The following is a 14,102-nucleotide window of genomic DNA, read 5'->3' as shown; positions in this document are numbered from 1 at the left end:
GGGTCAGGATCGGGGTGTCGTTGGTGCCGGTGATCGTGACCGTCAGGGTTGCGGTCGACGTACCACCTTCGCCATCGGAGACGGTGTAGGTGATCGACGACGTAGCCGTCTGGTTTGCGCCCAGGTTGTTAAAGGCCGAACCAGGATTGAACGAGTACGAACCGTCAGCGTTCAACGTGAAGGTGCCACCGTTGGAACCGGTGATCGCTGCGCCCACGTTGCCGGCTTGGCCGTTGACGGCCGAAACCTGCAGCGTGTCGCCGTCCGGATCGGTGTCGTTAGCCAGCACGCCGTGCGCGGCATCAGCAGTAAGGTTGACGCCTTGGTTGGTGCTGTCCGTGTCGTTGACGGCCGTCGGGGCCGGGTTCTTGACGTCCCACGAGAAGTCTTGCGACACCGAGGCGCCGGACTTGTCGGTCGCCGTGATGGTGACGGCGTAGACGCCTTCATTGCCGCCTTGCGAGGCCGACTTGTCGAGCGTGCCGGAGATGATGCCGGTCTTCGGATCGATGGTCAGGCCGGGGGGCAGGCCGGTGGCCGAGTACGTCAGTACGTCGCCGGTATCCACATCCGAGAACTGACCGGAGATGTCGACCGGGGTGATGGCCTGGCCGTCGTTACCGGATTGATCGTCAAGCGTGACGCCCGGGGTCAGGATCGGGGTGTCGTTAGTGCCCGTGATCGTGACCGTCAAGGTCGCGGTCGACGTGCCGCCTTCGCCATCGGAGACGGTATAGGTGATCGAGCTGGTCGCGGTTTGATTCGCGCCCAGGTTGTTAAAGGCCGAACCAGGATTGAACGAGTACGAACCGTCAGCGTTCAGCGTGAAGGTGCCACCGTTGGAACCGGTGATCGCTGCGCCCACGTTGCCGGCTTGGCCGTTGACGGCCGAAACCTGCAGCGTGTCGCCATCCGGATCGGTGTCGTTGGCCAGCACGCCATGCGCGGCATCGGCGGTGAGGCTGACGCCTTGGCTGGTGCTGTCCGTGTCGTTGACGGCCGTGGGAGCCGGGTTCTTCACATCCCACGAGAAGTCTTGCGACACCGAGGCGCCGGACTTGTCGGTCGCGGTGATGGTGACAGCGTAGACGCCTTCATTGCCGCCTTGCGAAGCCGACTTGTCCAAAGTGCCGGAGATGATGCCGGTCTTGGGATCGATGGTCAGACCGGGCGGCAGACCAGTGGCCGAGTACGTCAGCACATCACCGGTATCCACATCCGAGAATTGACCGGAGATGTCGACCGGCGTGATGGCCTGGCCGTCGTTACCGGATTGATCGTCAAGCGTGACGCCCGGGGTCAGGATCGGGGTGTCGTTAGTGCCGGTGATCGTGATCGTCAGCGTCGCCGTGCTCGTGGCGCCCTGGAAGTCGGACACCGTGTACGTGATCGAAGTGGTGGCCGACTGGTTCGCACCGAGATGCTGGAAAGCGGTACCCGGGTTGAACGTGTAAGTGCCGTCGGCGTTCAGCGTGAACGTGCCGCCATTGGAACCGGTCACGGCCGAGCCCACGCCCGCGGTGTTGCCGTTGACGTGCGAGACGTGAATGGCGTCGCCGTCCGGATCGCTATCGTTGCCCAGCACGCCTTCGGCGCGATGGTCGACCACCAGCACGTGGTCTTCGGTGGTGGCGTTGCTGTCGTCAGCGGCGACCGGCGCGGGGTTGCCCACCTTCCAGATGAAGCTCTGGGTGACCGTGGCGCCCGACTTGTCGGTGGCCGTCACATTGATGCGGTATTCGCCCTTCACACCCATGTTGGTGTGATCGGAGACCCAGTGCGTGATCGTGCCGGAGAACGTGCCGGTCGTGCCGTCGAAGGTCAGGCCGTCAGGCAGGAAGTCGGCCGTGTACGACAGCACGTCGCCGTTGTCCACGTCGCTGAAGAAGCCGGCGATGTTGTAGTTGACGGTGTCGCCGTCCATGCTGCTCTGGTTGTCCAGGGGCGTGGCCGTGGGGGCATCGTTCGTGCCGAAAATGGCAACCGTCAGCGTGGCGGTGCTGGTGCCGCCTTCGCCGTCCGACACCGTATAGGTGATCGAGCTGGTGGCGCGTTCGCCGGCGGCCAGGTTCTGGAAGTCGGCGCCGGGATTGAAGCTGTAGGAACCGTCCGCGTTCAGCGTGAAGGTGCCGCCGCCCAGGCCGGCAACAGCTGTGCCGACATTGGCCGCCTGGCCGTTGACCAGCGAGACGTGCAGCGCGTCGCCGTCCGGATCCACGTCGTTGGCCAGCACGCCGTTATCGGCGCTGACGTTCAGCGCCGTGTCTTCGTTGGTTTCGCCCTGGTCGTTGTCGGCTGTCGGGGCCGGGTTCTTGACGTCCCACGAGAAGTCTTGCGACACCGAGGCGCCGCTCTTGTCGGTGGCCGTGACGGTGACCGAGTAGACGCCGTGGTCGCCGCCTTGCGAAGCCGACTTGTCCAGCGTGCCGGAGATGATGCCGGTGGCCGGATCGATGGTCAGGCCGGGCGGCAGGCCAGTGGCCGAGTAGGTCAGCACATCGCCGTTGTCGACGTCGCGGAACTGGCCGGAAACGTCGACCGGGGTGATGGCGTCGCTATCGTTGGCGGCTTGGTCGGCCAACGTGACTTCCGGCGTCAGCGTCGGGGCGTCGTTGGAGCCCGTGACGGTGACCGTCAGGGTGGCCGTCGACGTGCCGCCTTGGCCGTCGGAGACGGTGTAGCTGATCGAGCTGGTGGCGGTCTGGCCGACGCCCAGGTTCTGGAATGCCGAACCCGGGTTGAAGCTGTACGAACCATCGGCGTTCAGCGTGAAGGTGCCGCCGTTCGAGCCGGTGATTGCCGTACCCACGTTGGCCGCATTGCCGTTCACTTGCGACACGGTCAGCGTGTCGCCGTCAGGATCCTTGTCGTTGGCCAGCACGCCGTTCTGCGCGTTGACGTTGAGCGACGTGTCTTCGTCGGTCGTGCCGCTATCGTTGACGGCGGTCGGGGCCGGGTTGGTCACGTCCCACTTGAATTCCTGCGAGGTCGACGCGCCGGACGGGTCCTTGGCGGTCACGACCACGGTGTACACGCCGTTGGCGCCGCCTTGCGAGGCGGAGTGATCGATCGTGCCAGTGATGATGCCGGTGTTGGGGTCGATGGTCAGGCCGGGCGGCAGGCCGGTGGCCGAGTAGGTCAGCTTGTCGCTGGTGTCGGGATCGGAGAAGCGGTCCGAGACGTCGTAGCGCACGTCGGTCTGGGCATCGACGCCGGTCTGGTTGGTCAGCGCGGACGAGACCGGGCCATCGTTGGTGCCGGTGATGGTCACGACGACGGTGGCGGTGGACGTCGCGCCGCTCGGGTCGGTGATGGTGTAGGAAATGGTGCTGGTGGCGGTTTCGCCGACGGCCAGGTGGTCGTATTGGCCGCCCGGGGTGAAGACGTAGCTGCCGTCGGGCTGGACGACGAAGGTGCCGCCCGTGGAGCCCAGCACCGAAATGCCGCCCGGAATCATCGGACGGCCGTTGATCGAGGTGATGGCCAGCGGATCGCCGTCGGGATCGGAGTCGTTGGCGAGCAGGTTGCCGCGCACTTGCGCGCCCTGGTTGCCGGCGCCGGCATCGTTGAGCGCATTGGGCGCGTTGTTGGCGGGCGTGGTGGGCGTCGTGGGCGTGGCGGCGGCGTCGCCGTCGTCGCCGGTCAGGGCGGCGCCCGACACGCGGGTCAGCACGGCGTCGCCACGCGCCGGGTTCGGGTAGGCCAGGTCCAGCGGGCTGGTGGTTTCCAGGATGCGGGCCAGGCGCACGAAGCTGCTGCCGCCGGCTTCGCCGCCGCCGGCCACGACCGCGGCCGTGGGATCCAACTCATCGAACGGGTCGCGGCCGGCTTGCAGGGCGGCCAGCAGGCGGTCGGAATCGGTGCCCGAGGGCGGTGCGACGGCAGCTTCGGTGGGATCGGCCAGCGGGCCGGTCATGTCGCCGTTGACCGCGACTTCGCGGCCTTCGCCGATGACGATCGGCATGCCGTTTTCGACCTGAAGCGAAACCGTGGCGCCCGAGGCAGTGACGATGTCGCTGCCGGCGGGGACTTTGCTGCCTTGATGCAGTTCGGTCAGGGAACCGTCGCTATTGCGTATCCACGCGCGACCGGAGATTTCGTTGACGACTGCGGGAGAGGAGTTGGCCATGTTGGTTCCGTTTCAGGGAGTTATCCAAGATGGCCAGATACTACGGGTCGCCGATGGCGGCGGATATTGTCCTTGAGGACAGGTTTACGCAGTGATTTTGCTGCGCGCGTCGGTGGGTGCGGAAATGCCGTGAACCAGCAGGGCAAGCTGCAGGCGGTCGGTGACGCCGAGCTTGTCGAAAACCGCCGACAGATGCGCCTTGACCGTGCGCTCCGTGATGCCCAGCGCCTCGGCGATCTGGGCGTTGGCCTGGCCGCTGGCGGCGTAGCGAGCAACGGTGATTTCGCGTTCGGTGAGCCGGCCGCCGTCCCAGGCGTGGGCGTCCTGCGCGCGCTCGGTTACAAGCTTGAGCAGGCGGGACACCAGGGAGCGTCCCATCCATATGCCGCCGGAGGCGACGACTTCCAGGGCCTGCGCCATTGCGGCCGGCTGCGCATAGCTGTGGCAGTAGCCGTGCGCGCCAGCGCCCAGCGCCTGTGTGCCTTGCTCGTCGTTGGGGCTGGCGCTGGCGACCACGATATGCAGGCCGGCCAGCGTCGGCGCCCAGGACGGATCATGCCAGGAAGGAAGCTTGGGCACGTCGGCATCCAGCACTGCCAGCGTGCGGCCTTGTTCTCGCCAGCGTTGCAGATCCGCCAGGCCTCGCCCGCGGGCAGCCATCCAACGTGCCGGGTCAAGCGCGCGCCAGTGCTGCCAGAGCAGGTCGTCATGCGTAATCAACAGGACGGGAATGGGTTTCATAAGGCCTTGAAGCTCTCCATTAACGTTCGGTGAAGGCGTTGGACTTCGCCCGCAGAATGGGCTTGAGCAGGTACTGGAGCACCGTGCGTTTGCCTGTCAGGATATGAACCTCCGCCACCATCCCCGGGATGATGGGCAACAGCTTGTCGCCTACCGTGCTGCGGTCGGTGCGCACGCGCACGACGTAGTAGGAATTGCCTTTCTCGTCGGTCACGGTGTCCGCGCCGATCTGTTCCACGCGGCCTTCCAGGCCCCCGTAGATCGCGAAGTCGTAGGCCGTGAACTTGACTTCGGCCTTCTGGTCCGCGTGCAGGAAACCGATGTCGCGCGGCTGGATGCGCACTTCAAGCAGCAGCGTGTCGTCCTTGGGGACGATCTCGATGATGTCCTTGCCCGGCTGCACCACGCCGCCGACCGTGTTGTTGAAAAGCGTCTTGACGGTGCCGCGCACCGGGGCGCGCACTTCGGCCAGCTTGACCCGGTCGACCAGCGCGGCCTTGCCTTCGCGCAGCGTCGCAAGCTTGGTGTTGGTTTCCGAGAGCTCGCTGCGCGCCTGGTTGCGGATGTTCAGCTCGGCTTCCTGGATCTTGCTTTCGGCTTCCTTGATGGACGCCTGGAAGCGGTCGATCTGCGCCTCGGCGCCTTTCTGCTCGCCGCAATAGCGGGCCACATCGCGCTGCAGGCGCAAGAGGTCGACCTCGGATACGGCGCCGCTCTTGAGCAGCGGCCGGGTCACCTGCAGCTCGCGCGAGGTCAGGCCGCAGCTTGCCGATGCCTGGTCGCGCTTGGCGATGGTTTCGCGCAGGTCTTCCTGGCGTTGCTTGAGCTGTTCGCGGGCCACGTTGACGGTGGCATTGAGCTCGGTGTTGCGCGCCTGGAAGGCGTTGCGTTCCATCTCGCCCAGGCCGGGCGCCTGCTTGAGCACTTCCTCGGGCGTGACGAACGGTTCGCCCGTGGCCAGCGCCTTCAGGCGGGCCGCCTTGGCCAGCAGCGACAGGTACTCGGCGTTGTTCTCGCCCAGCGACGAATTGAAGCGGGTGGAGTCGATCTTCAGCAGGACCTGACCCGCCTCGACTTCCTGGCCGGGACGCACCAGGATTTCCTCGACGATGCCGCCGTCCAGGCTCTGGATGATCTGCACCTGGCGGGACGGCACGACCTTGCCTTCGCCGCGGACCACTTCGTCAATGCTGCCAAAGCCGGCCCAGATGAGCAGGCCCAGGGTGGCCAGCAGCGAGGTCCACAGCAGGATGCGCGCGCCGCGGGCCTGGGCCTCGTGAATGACCCATTCGGCATTGCCGATGTAGTCGGAACGCTGCGCGGGCTTGCCTTTGTCGGCGCCTTCCAGCAGACGATCGAAGAAAAATACAAAGAGGTTGCGCGGGGCGCGCAGCAGGTTGCCAAAGAAACCGTGCTTGGGGGCTCCAGGATTGTTCAGCATGGTTTTCTCAGCTTCCGCGTCCAACGCGTCCTTGACGCAGGGCTTCGACAACTTGTTCCTTCGGACCGTCGGCCACGATATGGCCGTTGTCGATCACGATGAGGCGGTCGACCAGTTCAAGGAGCGCGGTACGGTGCGTGACCAGCAGGATCGTCTTGGTTGCGCTGGCTTCGCCCAGGCGCTTGCGAAGCTGGGCCTCGCTCTGGTGGTCCATGTTGCTGCTGGGCTCGTCCAGCAGCAGGATCGGCGGATCGTTGATCAGCGCGCGGGCCACGGCCACCGATTGGCGCTGGCCGCCGGAGAGCGATTCGCCGCGCTCGCCGATGATCATGTCGAAACCATTGGGATGCAGGTTGGCGAACTCGGTCACGCCGGCCATGTTGGCCGCCGCCAGGATGCTGGCGTCGTCGGCATAGGGCGCGCCCATCGCCAGGTTGTGCTTGAGGCTGCCGTAAAAGAGCAGGGGATCCTGGGGAACGTGGCCAATGGCCCGGCGCACGTCGGCCGGGTCGATCTGGCGCACATCCACGCCGTCCAGCAGCACGGCGCCTTCCGTGGGCTGATACAGGGCCAGCGCCAGCTTCTCGAGCGTCGTCTTGCCCGAGCCGATGCGGCCGATGATGCCGACTTTCTCGCCGGGCTTGAGCTTGAACGACACCTTCTTGAGCACCGGCTGCGTGCTGCCGGGATACGCGAAGGACACGTCGCGGAATTCCAGGCCGCCGTGGAACACGGGGCGATGCAGGAATTCGGCCTCGGCCGGGCGCTCGATCGGCATCTTCATGTAGTTGTCGATGGAACCCAGCGACGTGCGCGCGTTCTGGTATTGCATCAGCAGGCCCGCAACCTGACCCAGCGGCGCGAGGCAGCGGCCGGCGATCATGGACGCGGCAATGATGCCGCCCATCGACAGCGCCGATTCCTGGGCCAGATACACGCCGATGATCACGACTGAAATCGACACGAGCTGCTGGACCGCCTGCACGAAGCCGACCGTGGAGGACGAGATCAGCTTGAGCTTGCCGCCCGTCTGCGCGATGAATTCCGTCGCGCGCTCCCAGTTGCGCTGGATCGCGCCCTGGGCGTTCAGCGTCTTGACGGCTTCCAGGCCGGTCAGCGCTTCGACGAGCGTGGCGTTGCGCTGCGACGAGGCCTGGAACGAGGCCATCGTCAGCGCTTCCATGCGCGCCTGCGCGGCCAGCGACACCAGCAGGATCAGTACGATTGCGACCAGCGGCGGCAGGATCATCCACGGCGATATCCAGGCCAGGGCTGCCAGGAACAGCAGGATGAAGGGCAGGTCGACCAGCGTGGTGATGGTGGCCGATGCGATGAAGTCGCGAATGGATTCGAACGAGCGCAGGTTGGCCGCGAAGGATCCGACCGATACCGGGCGGCCTTCCAGGCGCAGGTCCAGCACGCGTTCCATGATCTGCGCGGACAGGCGCACGTCCACGCGTTTGCTGGCGCTGTCCACCACATGGGACCGCGCCGTGCTCAGAATCATGTTGAAGATCACCACCAGCGTGATGCCGATGGCCAGCACCCACAGCGTTTCGACGGCGTTGTTCGGCACCACGCGGTCGTACACGTTCATGGTGAAAAGCGGCATCGCCATGGCGAACACGTTGATCAGCAGCGCCGCGACAAGGGCGTCGCGGTACAGCCGGCGGTTCTCCATGATGGCCGCCCAGAACCAGTGGCGCTCGCGCACCTTGGAGACTTCCGGGGCGCGGGCGTCAAAGCGGAATTGCGGGCGGACGAAGCACACCAGCCCGCTGTACTGCTCAGCCAGTTCGGCCGGTTCCATTTCGATGGAGCTGCCGCCCAGTTCGGGGTGGCTGACCAGGAATTTGCCGCCGTCCTTCTTGAGCAGCAGGCACGCGCGTTCGCCCTTGAGCAGCAGGATGGCGGGCAGGAGATCCTGCGAGATGGCATCCAGTGAACGCTTGACCACACGCGCGGAAAGCTGCGCCCGCGCGGCCGCCCGAGGCAGCAGGGCGGGCGTGAGGCGGTGTTCTTCCAGCGGCAGGCCGGCCGACAAGGCTTGCGCGGTGGCCGTCACGCCGTGCAGGCGGGTGATTTCAACCAGGCAATCGAGCAGCGGGTCGTCGTGCGCGGCGCGGGCATCAGCACGCCAATCCCGGGCGGCCTTCTCAGATAACTTGTCCATCTTCGTCATCCAACAGGTCGAGGTGTTCCGAGAGGCGCGCACGCTGCTGCTTGCGCTGGGTGAGCTTTTGCTGGGCCTGGACAGGCAGGTCCGTCATGCGCAAGGTGCCATTGGCGATCAACGCGTCAATTAAGTCTTCAAGGACGCGGACAAAGTCCGCGTCCAACTGGGAGAAATCATTGCCCTTGTTTGCCATTGGGCCTCCTTGCGGCCTGCTCCGATCAGGGTCGGGCGGCAGGCGCGTTCATCGGCACCAGCGTGGGGGGCAGGGTGCCTTCGTTGTAATGCACGCGCACGGGAGCCAGTCGGGCGGTATCCGGAACGGTCGAATTGCACAGCTTGATCACTTCGTCCGACACTTCCAGCTTGCCGTTTTCCTCGGGCATCTCATTGCGCGCGGGCTGCAGCGACAGCGCCGGCAGCAGGGTGTGGGAAAGGGCCAGCCAGCGGTACTGCGCAAGACGCAGATCATAAATGGCATTGGTCAGTGCGCGGCGCGATTCGAACAGTTCATTTTCGGTGTCCAGCAGGTCCAGCAGAGAGCGCTGGCCAATCTGGAACTGTTGCGCGTACGCATCACGCACCTTGGTCGTGGCCACTTCGTGATCACGCAGGAAGGGCAGCTTCTGGCTCAGGCTGGTGATGTTGTTCCAAGCCACGGCCAAGTCCTGCTGCACGTTGCGGCAGGTGTAGTCGCGGATGTCGCGGGCGGCGTAGGACTGGGCGGCGGTCTGGCGCACGCGGGCGGAGTCCGCGCCGCCGCGATAGAGGTTGTAGCTCATCACAACCTGAACGCTGGAGCTCTGGATATCGCGGCTTTGCGGGGTCGGATCATTCTGGTCACGGCCCGAGTTGGCGACGAATTCAAACTTCGGCGAAAACGCGCCCTTGGACGACTGTACGCCCGCTTGAGCGGCCTGCAGGCCGGCTTGCTTGGACAGGAAGCTGGGATTGCGGCGCAGCGATTCATTGAAGTTGCCCGGCGCCTTGGGCAGCTTGTCGGTGATGTCGGGCGCCGGCAGCATTGCTTCAGGCGGGAAGGCACCGGTCACGCGCTGGAAGCGCTGTTGCACGTCCAGCAGGTTGGCCGTTTCGGTCATCAGGTTGGTCTGCGCCAGCGACAGGCGGCCGCCGGCCTGTTCCAGGTCGACGCGCCGGCCGACGCCGGATTCCGTGCGCTCGCCAATCTGCTTGAGTGTGCTTTCGTGCAGCGAGTAGTTCTGACGGGCCAGCAGCTCCATGTCGCGGTAGCGCTGCAGGTCGATATAGGCCTGCACGGCCGTGAACGCGGTGTTGTCGCTAGTGGCCAGCACGTCATAGAAGCGCGACAGCTTGTCGAAACCGGCCTGCTTGACGTCGTTGGTGGTGCGGAAACCGTCAAAAATCAGCTGGCGCAGCTCAAAGCTCCAGCCCGGACGGTTCCAGCTCTGCGAACCGACGCCGGGCACGTTGTTGCGCCATTCGCGGCCCAGGTAACCCTGCGCATTGATCTGCGGGAAGTAAGCAGCGCGGGCGACGGCCTGGCCTTCCAGGGAAGCCTGGAAGTCGTGGTACTTGGCCTGGATTTCGGGATTGCTGAGCAGGGTCTGCTCAACGATCTGATTCAACGTCACTTGCGGTTGCCCGGCGGGTGCGGCAGCGGCGGGCGTCGCAGACTGTGCATAAACGGCGGGAGCAAATGCAAGGGCAAGGACCGAGGTCGTGCTTTTGAGCAAAAACGAAGCCATAGTGATTATTCGCGAGTCAAGTTGAGATTGAATGGCCGCCATGTTGTATGTAAATGTCAGTTTTGGCGAGTCAAGATTTGTTAAGTCTTGAGGATTGTTACTGGCGGTCCATAAGGTGAATTTCGCGCAACATCTAACTACTTCTTCGAATTTGCACGAACATCGCTTTACCGAAAGTTCTTTATATCTATTAATACGGATTATTACGCATTATTTCGAAGTGAACGCTTTCGGAGCACGAGGCGATTATATCTATTTGAGAGTTCTGTATCTATTTTGTTTACCGATTTGTATCGATCACGTAATTCGCAAGCTGATTAACTCGTTATGCAACAAGTCGATACAGCCCGCCAAATTCCCTCGGCGGGGTGGGCAGCATGGTAGTGGTAGTACTGGTATATAAGGTGTGCTTGTACTAGGTTTGGTGGGTGGGCATAATTCCTCTCATGCCGCAGCAGCCGGCGCGGCAGGGAAGCGTTTTACCCACCGCGCCAGGCTCGAGCCGGATTGTCTATTTGCAGAGCGCATCCATGCCCCAAACCCTTTACGACAAACTCTGGGACGCCCACATCGTCCACCAGGAATCAGACGGCACCTGTCTGCTCTATATCGACCGGCACCTGTTGCACGAGGTCACCAGCCCGCAGGCATTCGAGGGGCTGACGATTGCGGGCCGCAAGCCGTGGCGCACCGGCGCCAACCTGGCGGTGGCCGATCACAACGTGCCCACGATGAACCGCGCCCAGGGCATCGACGATCCGATCTCGCGTCTGCAGGTGGACACGTTGGACGCCAACTGCGGCAAGTACGGCATCACCGAATTCCGCATGAACGACCTGCGACAGGGCATCGTCCACGTCATCGGGCCGGAGCAGGGCGCCACCCTGCCGGGCATGACCGTGGTCTGTGGCGACTCGCACACCAGCACGCACGGCGCGCTGGGCGCGCTGGCCTTCGGCATCGGCACGTCCGAAGTCGAGCACGTGCTGGCCACGCAGACGCTGCTCATGAAGAAAGCCAAGAGCATGCTCATCAAGGTCGACGGCGAACTGCCCTTCGGCTGTACGGCCAAGGACGTCGTGCTGCACGTCATCGGCATCATCGGCACGGCCGGCGGCACGGGCCACGCCATCGAGTTTGCCGGCAGCACGATCCGCGCGCTCTCCGTCGAAGGCCGCATGACCGTCTGCAACATGGCGATCGAAGCCGGCGCCCGTTCGGGCATGGTTGCCGTCGACGACAAGACCGTCGAATACTTCCGCGGCCGCCCGTTCGCGCCCACCGGCGTCGTCTGGGATCAGGCCGTCAAATACTGGCGCACCCTGCACACCGACGAAGGCGCCAAGTTCGACACCGTGGTTGAAGTCAATGCGCGCGACATCAAGCCGCAGGTCACCTGGGGCACGTCGCCGGAAATGGTGCTGCCGGTGGATTCCCGCGTGCCGGATCCCGACCGCGAAAAAGACGACGTGCGCCGCAGCGGCATGGAGCGTGCGCTGGAATACATGGGCTTGAAGCCCAATACTCCGCTGACCGACATCCGCGTGGATCGCGTGTTCATCGGTTCGTGCACGAACTCGCGCATCGAAGACCTGCGCGCCGCGGCTGTTGTGGCGCGCGGCAAGCGCGTGGCGTCCAATGTGCGCCAGGCCATGGTCGTGCCGGGCTCGGGCCTGGTCAAGCAGCAGGCCGAACGCGAAGGTCTGGACAAGATCTTCATCGAAGCTGGCTTTGAATGGCGCGAACCGGGCTGTTCGATGTGCCTGGCCATGAACGCCGACCGCCTCGAACCCGGCGAACGCTGCGCCTCGACCTCGAACCGCAATTTCGAGGGCCGGCAAGGGCAGGGCGGACGCACTCACCTGGTCAGCCCGGCCATGGCCGCCGCCGCGGCCGTCGCCGGCCATTTCGTCGACGTCCGCACGTTCCGTTAAGCGACAAGCACCGAGTAGACATCATGCAAGCATTTACCTCTCACGAAGGCCTGGTGGCGCCGCTCGACCGCGAAAACGTCGACACGGACCTCATCATCCCCAAGCAGTTCCTCAAGTCCATCAAGCGCACGGGCTTCGGCCCCAACCTGTTCGACGAGCTGCGCTATCTGGATCATGGCGAACCGGGCATGGACAACAGCAAGCGTCCGCTCAATCCGGATTTCGTGCTGAACCAGCCGCGCTACCAGGGCGCCTCGGTCCTCCTGGCGCGCAAGAACTTCGGTTGCGGCTCCAGTCGCGAGCACGCGCCCTGGGCGCTGACGCAGTTCGGTTTCCGCGCCATCATCGCGCCGTCGTACGCCGACATCTTCTTCAACAACAGCTTCAAGAACGGCCTCTTGCCGATCGTGCTGTCCGAGCTGGAAGTGGCGCGCCTGTTCGACGAAGTGAAGGCGTTCCCGAACTACAAGCTGAACATCGACCTCGACCGCCAGGTCGTGATCGCCGCGGACGGCCGCGCCATGGGTTTTGACATCGAACCCTTCCGCAAGTATTGCCTGCTGAACGGCTTCGACGACATCGGTCTGACGCTGCGCCATTCGGACAAGATCCGCGCCTTCGAGGCCGAGCGCCTGGCCCGTCATCCGTGGCTGGAAAGCCGCCCCATCGCCTGATCAAACCATCGTCACAGGATCGCTATTCAATGACCCACAACATCGCAGTCTTGCCGGGTGACGGCATTGGCCCGGAAATCGTCGAACAGGCCGTGCGCGTCCTGAAGGCGCTGGATGTGCCCTTCGATATCAAGCAGGCCCCCGTCGGCGGCGCGGCGTTCGACCAGTTCGAACATCCGCTGCCGCCCGCCACGCTGAACCTGGCCAAGGAATCGCACGCCGTGCTGTTCGGCGCGGTCGGCGACTGGAAGTACGACACCCTGCCGCGCGAGTTCCGTCCGGAACAAGCCATTCTGGGCCTGCGCAAGGCGCTGGGCCTGTTCGCCAACCTGCGTCCGGCCATTCTGTATCCGGAACTGGCCAGCGCGTCGTCGCTCAAGCCCGAGATCGTGTCGGGCCTGGACATCCTGATCATCCGCGAACTTACCGGCGACATCTATTTCGGCACGCCGCGCGGCGTGCGTTCGTCGCCGGACGGCGCCTTTACCGGCGAGCGCGAAGGCTACGACACCATGCGCTATGCCGAATCCGAAGTGCGCCGCATCGCGCGCATCGGCTTCGAATCGGCGCAGAAGCGCAACAAGAAGCTGTGCAGCGTCGACAAGGCCAACGTGCTCGAGACCTCGCAGTTCTGGCGCGACATCGTGATCGAGGTGGCGCGCGAGTACCCGGATGTCGAGCTGTCGCACATGTATGTCGACAACGCGGCCATGCAGCTGGTGCGCAACCCGCGCCAATTCGACGTCATCGTCACGGGCAACCTGTTCGGCGACATTCTTTCCGATGAAGCGGCCATGCTGACGGGTTCCATCGGCATGCTGCCCTCGGCGTCGCTGAACGCCGGCGGCCAGGGCCTGTACGAGCCCAGCCACGGCTCGGCGCCGGACATCGCGGGGCAGGGCATCGCCAATCCGCTGGCAACGATCCTGTCGGCCGCCATGCTGCTGCGCTACTCGCTGAACCTGGCGCCGCAGGCGGACCGCATCGAAGCGGCGGTGCGCAGCGTGCTGGCCAGCGGCCTGCGCACCGCCGACATCTTCGAACCCGGCACGACGAAGGTCAGCACCGCAGGCATGGGCGACGCCGTCCTGAAGGCCCTGGCCTGATCCCCTGCGCTGGACCGCTGTGAGGCGGTCCTGTTTGCCGCGTGCAGAGTTACAAGCGTGCAGCGGTATATATACAGAGGGGCCGCCCGGCGGGTGGCCCCTCTGTTTTGGGGATCGTTCATCGATGTTGCCGCCATGCGCCGGATTTGACCTCCCACGCTTGCGGCCCCGTTTTTT

9 protein-coding genes are annotated in these 14,102 nt (G+C 64.6%); 3 read left to right on the top strand and 6 right to left on the bottom strand.

Going from position 1 to position 14,102, the window contains the following annotated elements:
• The 6 genes from AC6LJW_RS08495 to AC6LJW_RS08470 all read right to left on the bottom strand — a co-directional run.
• On the bottom strand, window positions 1–4,129 hold a 4,129-nt coding region (locus AC6LJW_RS08495), incomplete at its 3' end, for a retention module-containing protein (RefSeq protein ID WP_498086961.1).
• Between the two features lie 84 nt (window positions 4,130–4,213).
• Window positions 4,214–4,870 carry a response regulator transcription factor gene (locus AC6LJW_RS08490; protein WP_498086960.1) on the bottom strand — a complete coding sequence of 219 codons (657 nt, stop codon included), beginning with the start codon at window positions 4,868–4,870 and terminating at the stop codon, window positions 4,214–4,216.
• Between the two features lie 19 nt (window positions 4,871–4,889).
• A complete protein-coding gene (locus AC6LJW_RS08485; protein ID WP_498086959.1) occupies window positions 4,890–6,311 on the bottom strand; it encodes an HlyD family type I secretion periplasmic adaptor subunit in 1,422 nt (473 codons plus the stop codon).
• Between the two features lie 7 nt (window positions 6,312–6,318).
• Window positions 6,319–8,484: a type I secretion system permease/ATPase gene (locus tag AC6LJW_RS08480; protein WP_056569556.1), complete on the bottom strand. Its 2,166-nt coding sequence runs from the start codon at window positions 8,482–8,484 to the stop codon at window positions 6,319–6,321.
• On the bottom strand, window positions 8,468–8,680 hold the full coding sequence (locus AC6LJW_RS08475) for a hypothetical protein (protein ID WP_056569559.1): 213 nt from the start codon (window positions 8,678–8,680) through the stop codon (window positions 8,468–8,470). Before AC6LJW_RS08475 ends, AC6LJW_RS08480 begins: the two co-directional genes overlap by 17 nt.
• A gap of 25 nt (window positions 8,681–8,705) precedes the next feature.
• A complete protein-coding gene (locus AC6LJW_RS08470; RefSeq protein ID WP_498086958.1) occupies window positions 8,706–10,211 on the bottom strand; it encodes a TolC family outer membrane protein in 1,506 nt (501 codons plus the stop codon).
• 530 nt (window positions 10,212–10,741) lie between these two features.
• On the opposite strand from AC6LJW_RS08470, the gene leuC reads away from it, so the two are divergent.
• Genes leuC through leuB form a run of 3 tightly spaced genes read left to right on the top strand, consistent with a single transcriptional unit; the run spans window position 10,742 to window position 13,925 of the window.
• Window positions 10,742–12,145, top strand: a complete 1,404-nt coding sequence (gene leuC / locus AC6LJW_RS08465) for a 3-isopropylmalate dehydratase large subunit (RefSeq protein ID WP_498086957.1) — start codon at window positions 10,742–10,744, stop codon at window positions 12,143–12,145.
• Between the two features lie 23 nt (window positions 12,146–12,168).
• Window positions 12,169–12,819 carry a 3-isopropylmalate dehydratase small subunit gene (gene leuD, locus AC6LJW_RS08460; RefSeq protein WP_056569570.1) on the top strand — a complete coding sequence of 217 codons (651 nt, stop codon included), beginning with the start codon at window positions 12,169–12,171 and terminating at the stop codon, window positions 12,817–12,819.
• 29 nt (window positions 12,820–12,848) lie between these two features.
• Window positions 12,849–13,925: a 3-isopropylmalate dehydrogenase gene (leuB, locus tag AC6LJW_RS08455; RefSeq protein WP_427984110.1), complete on the top strand. Its 1,077-nt coding sequence runs from the start codon at window positions 12,849–12,851 to the stop codon at window positions 13,923–13,925.
• Window positions 13,926–14,102: the final 177 nt, after the last annotated feature.

The sequence above is a fragment of the Achromobacter sp. 1012554356 genome (genome assembly GCF_059760815.1).
This window is presented reverse-complemented; position numbering and strand designations above follow the sequence as displayed.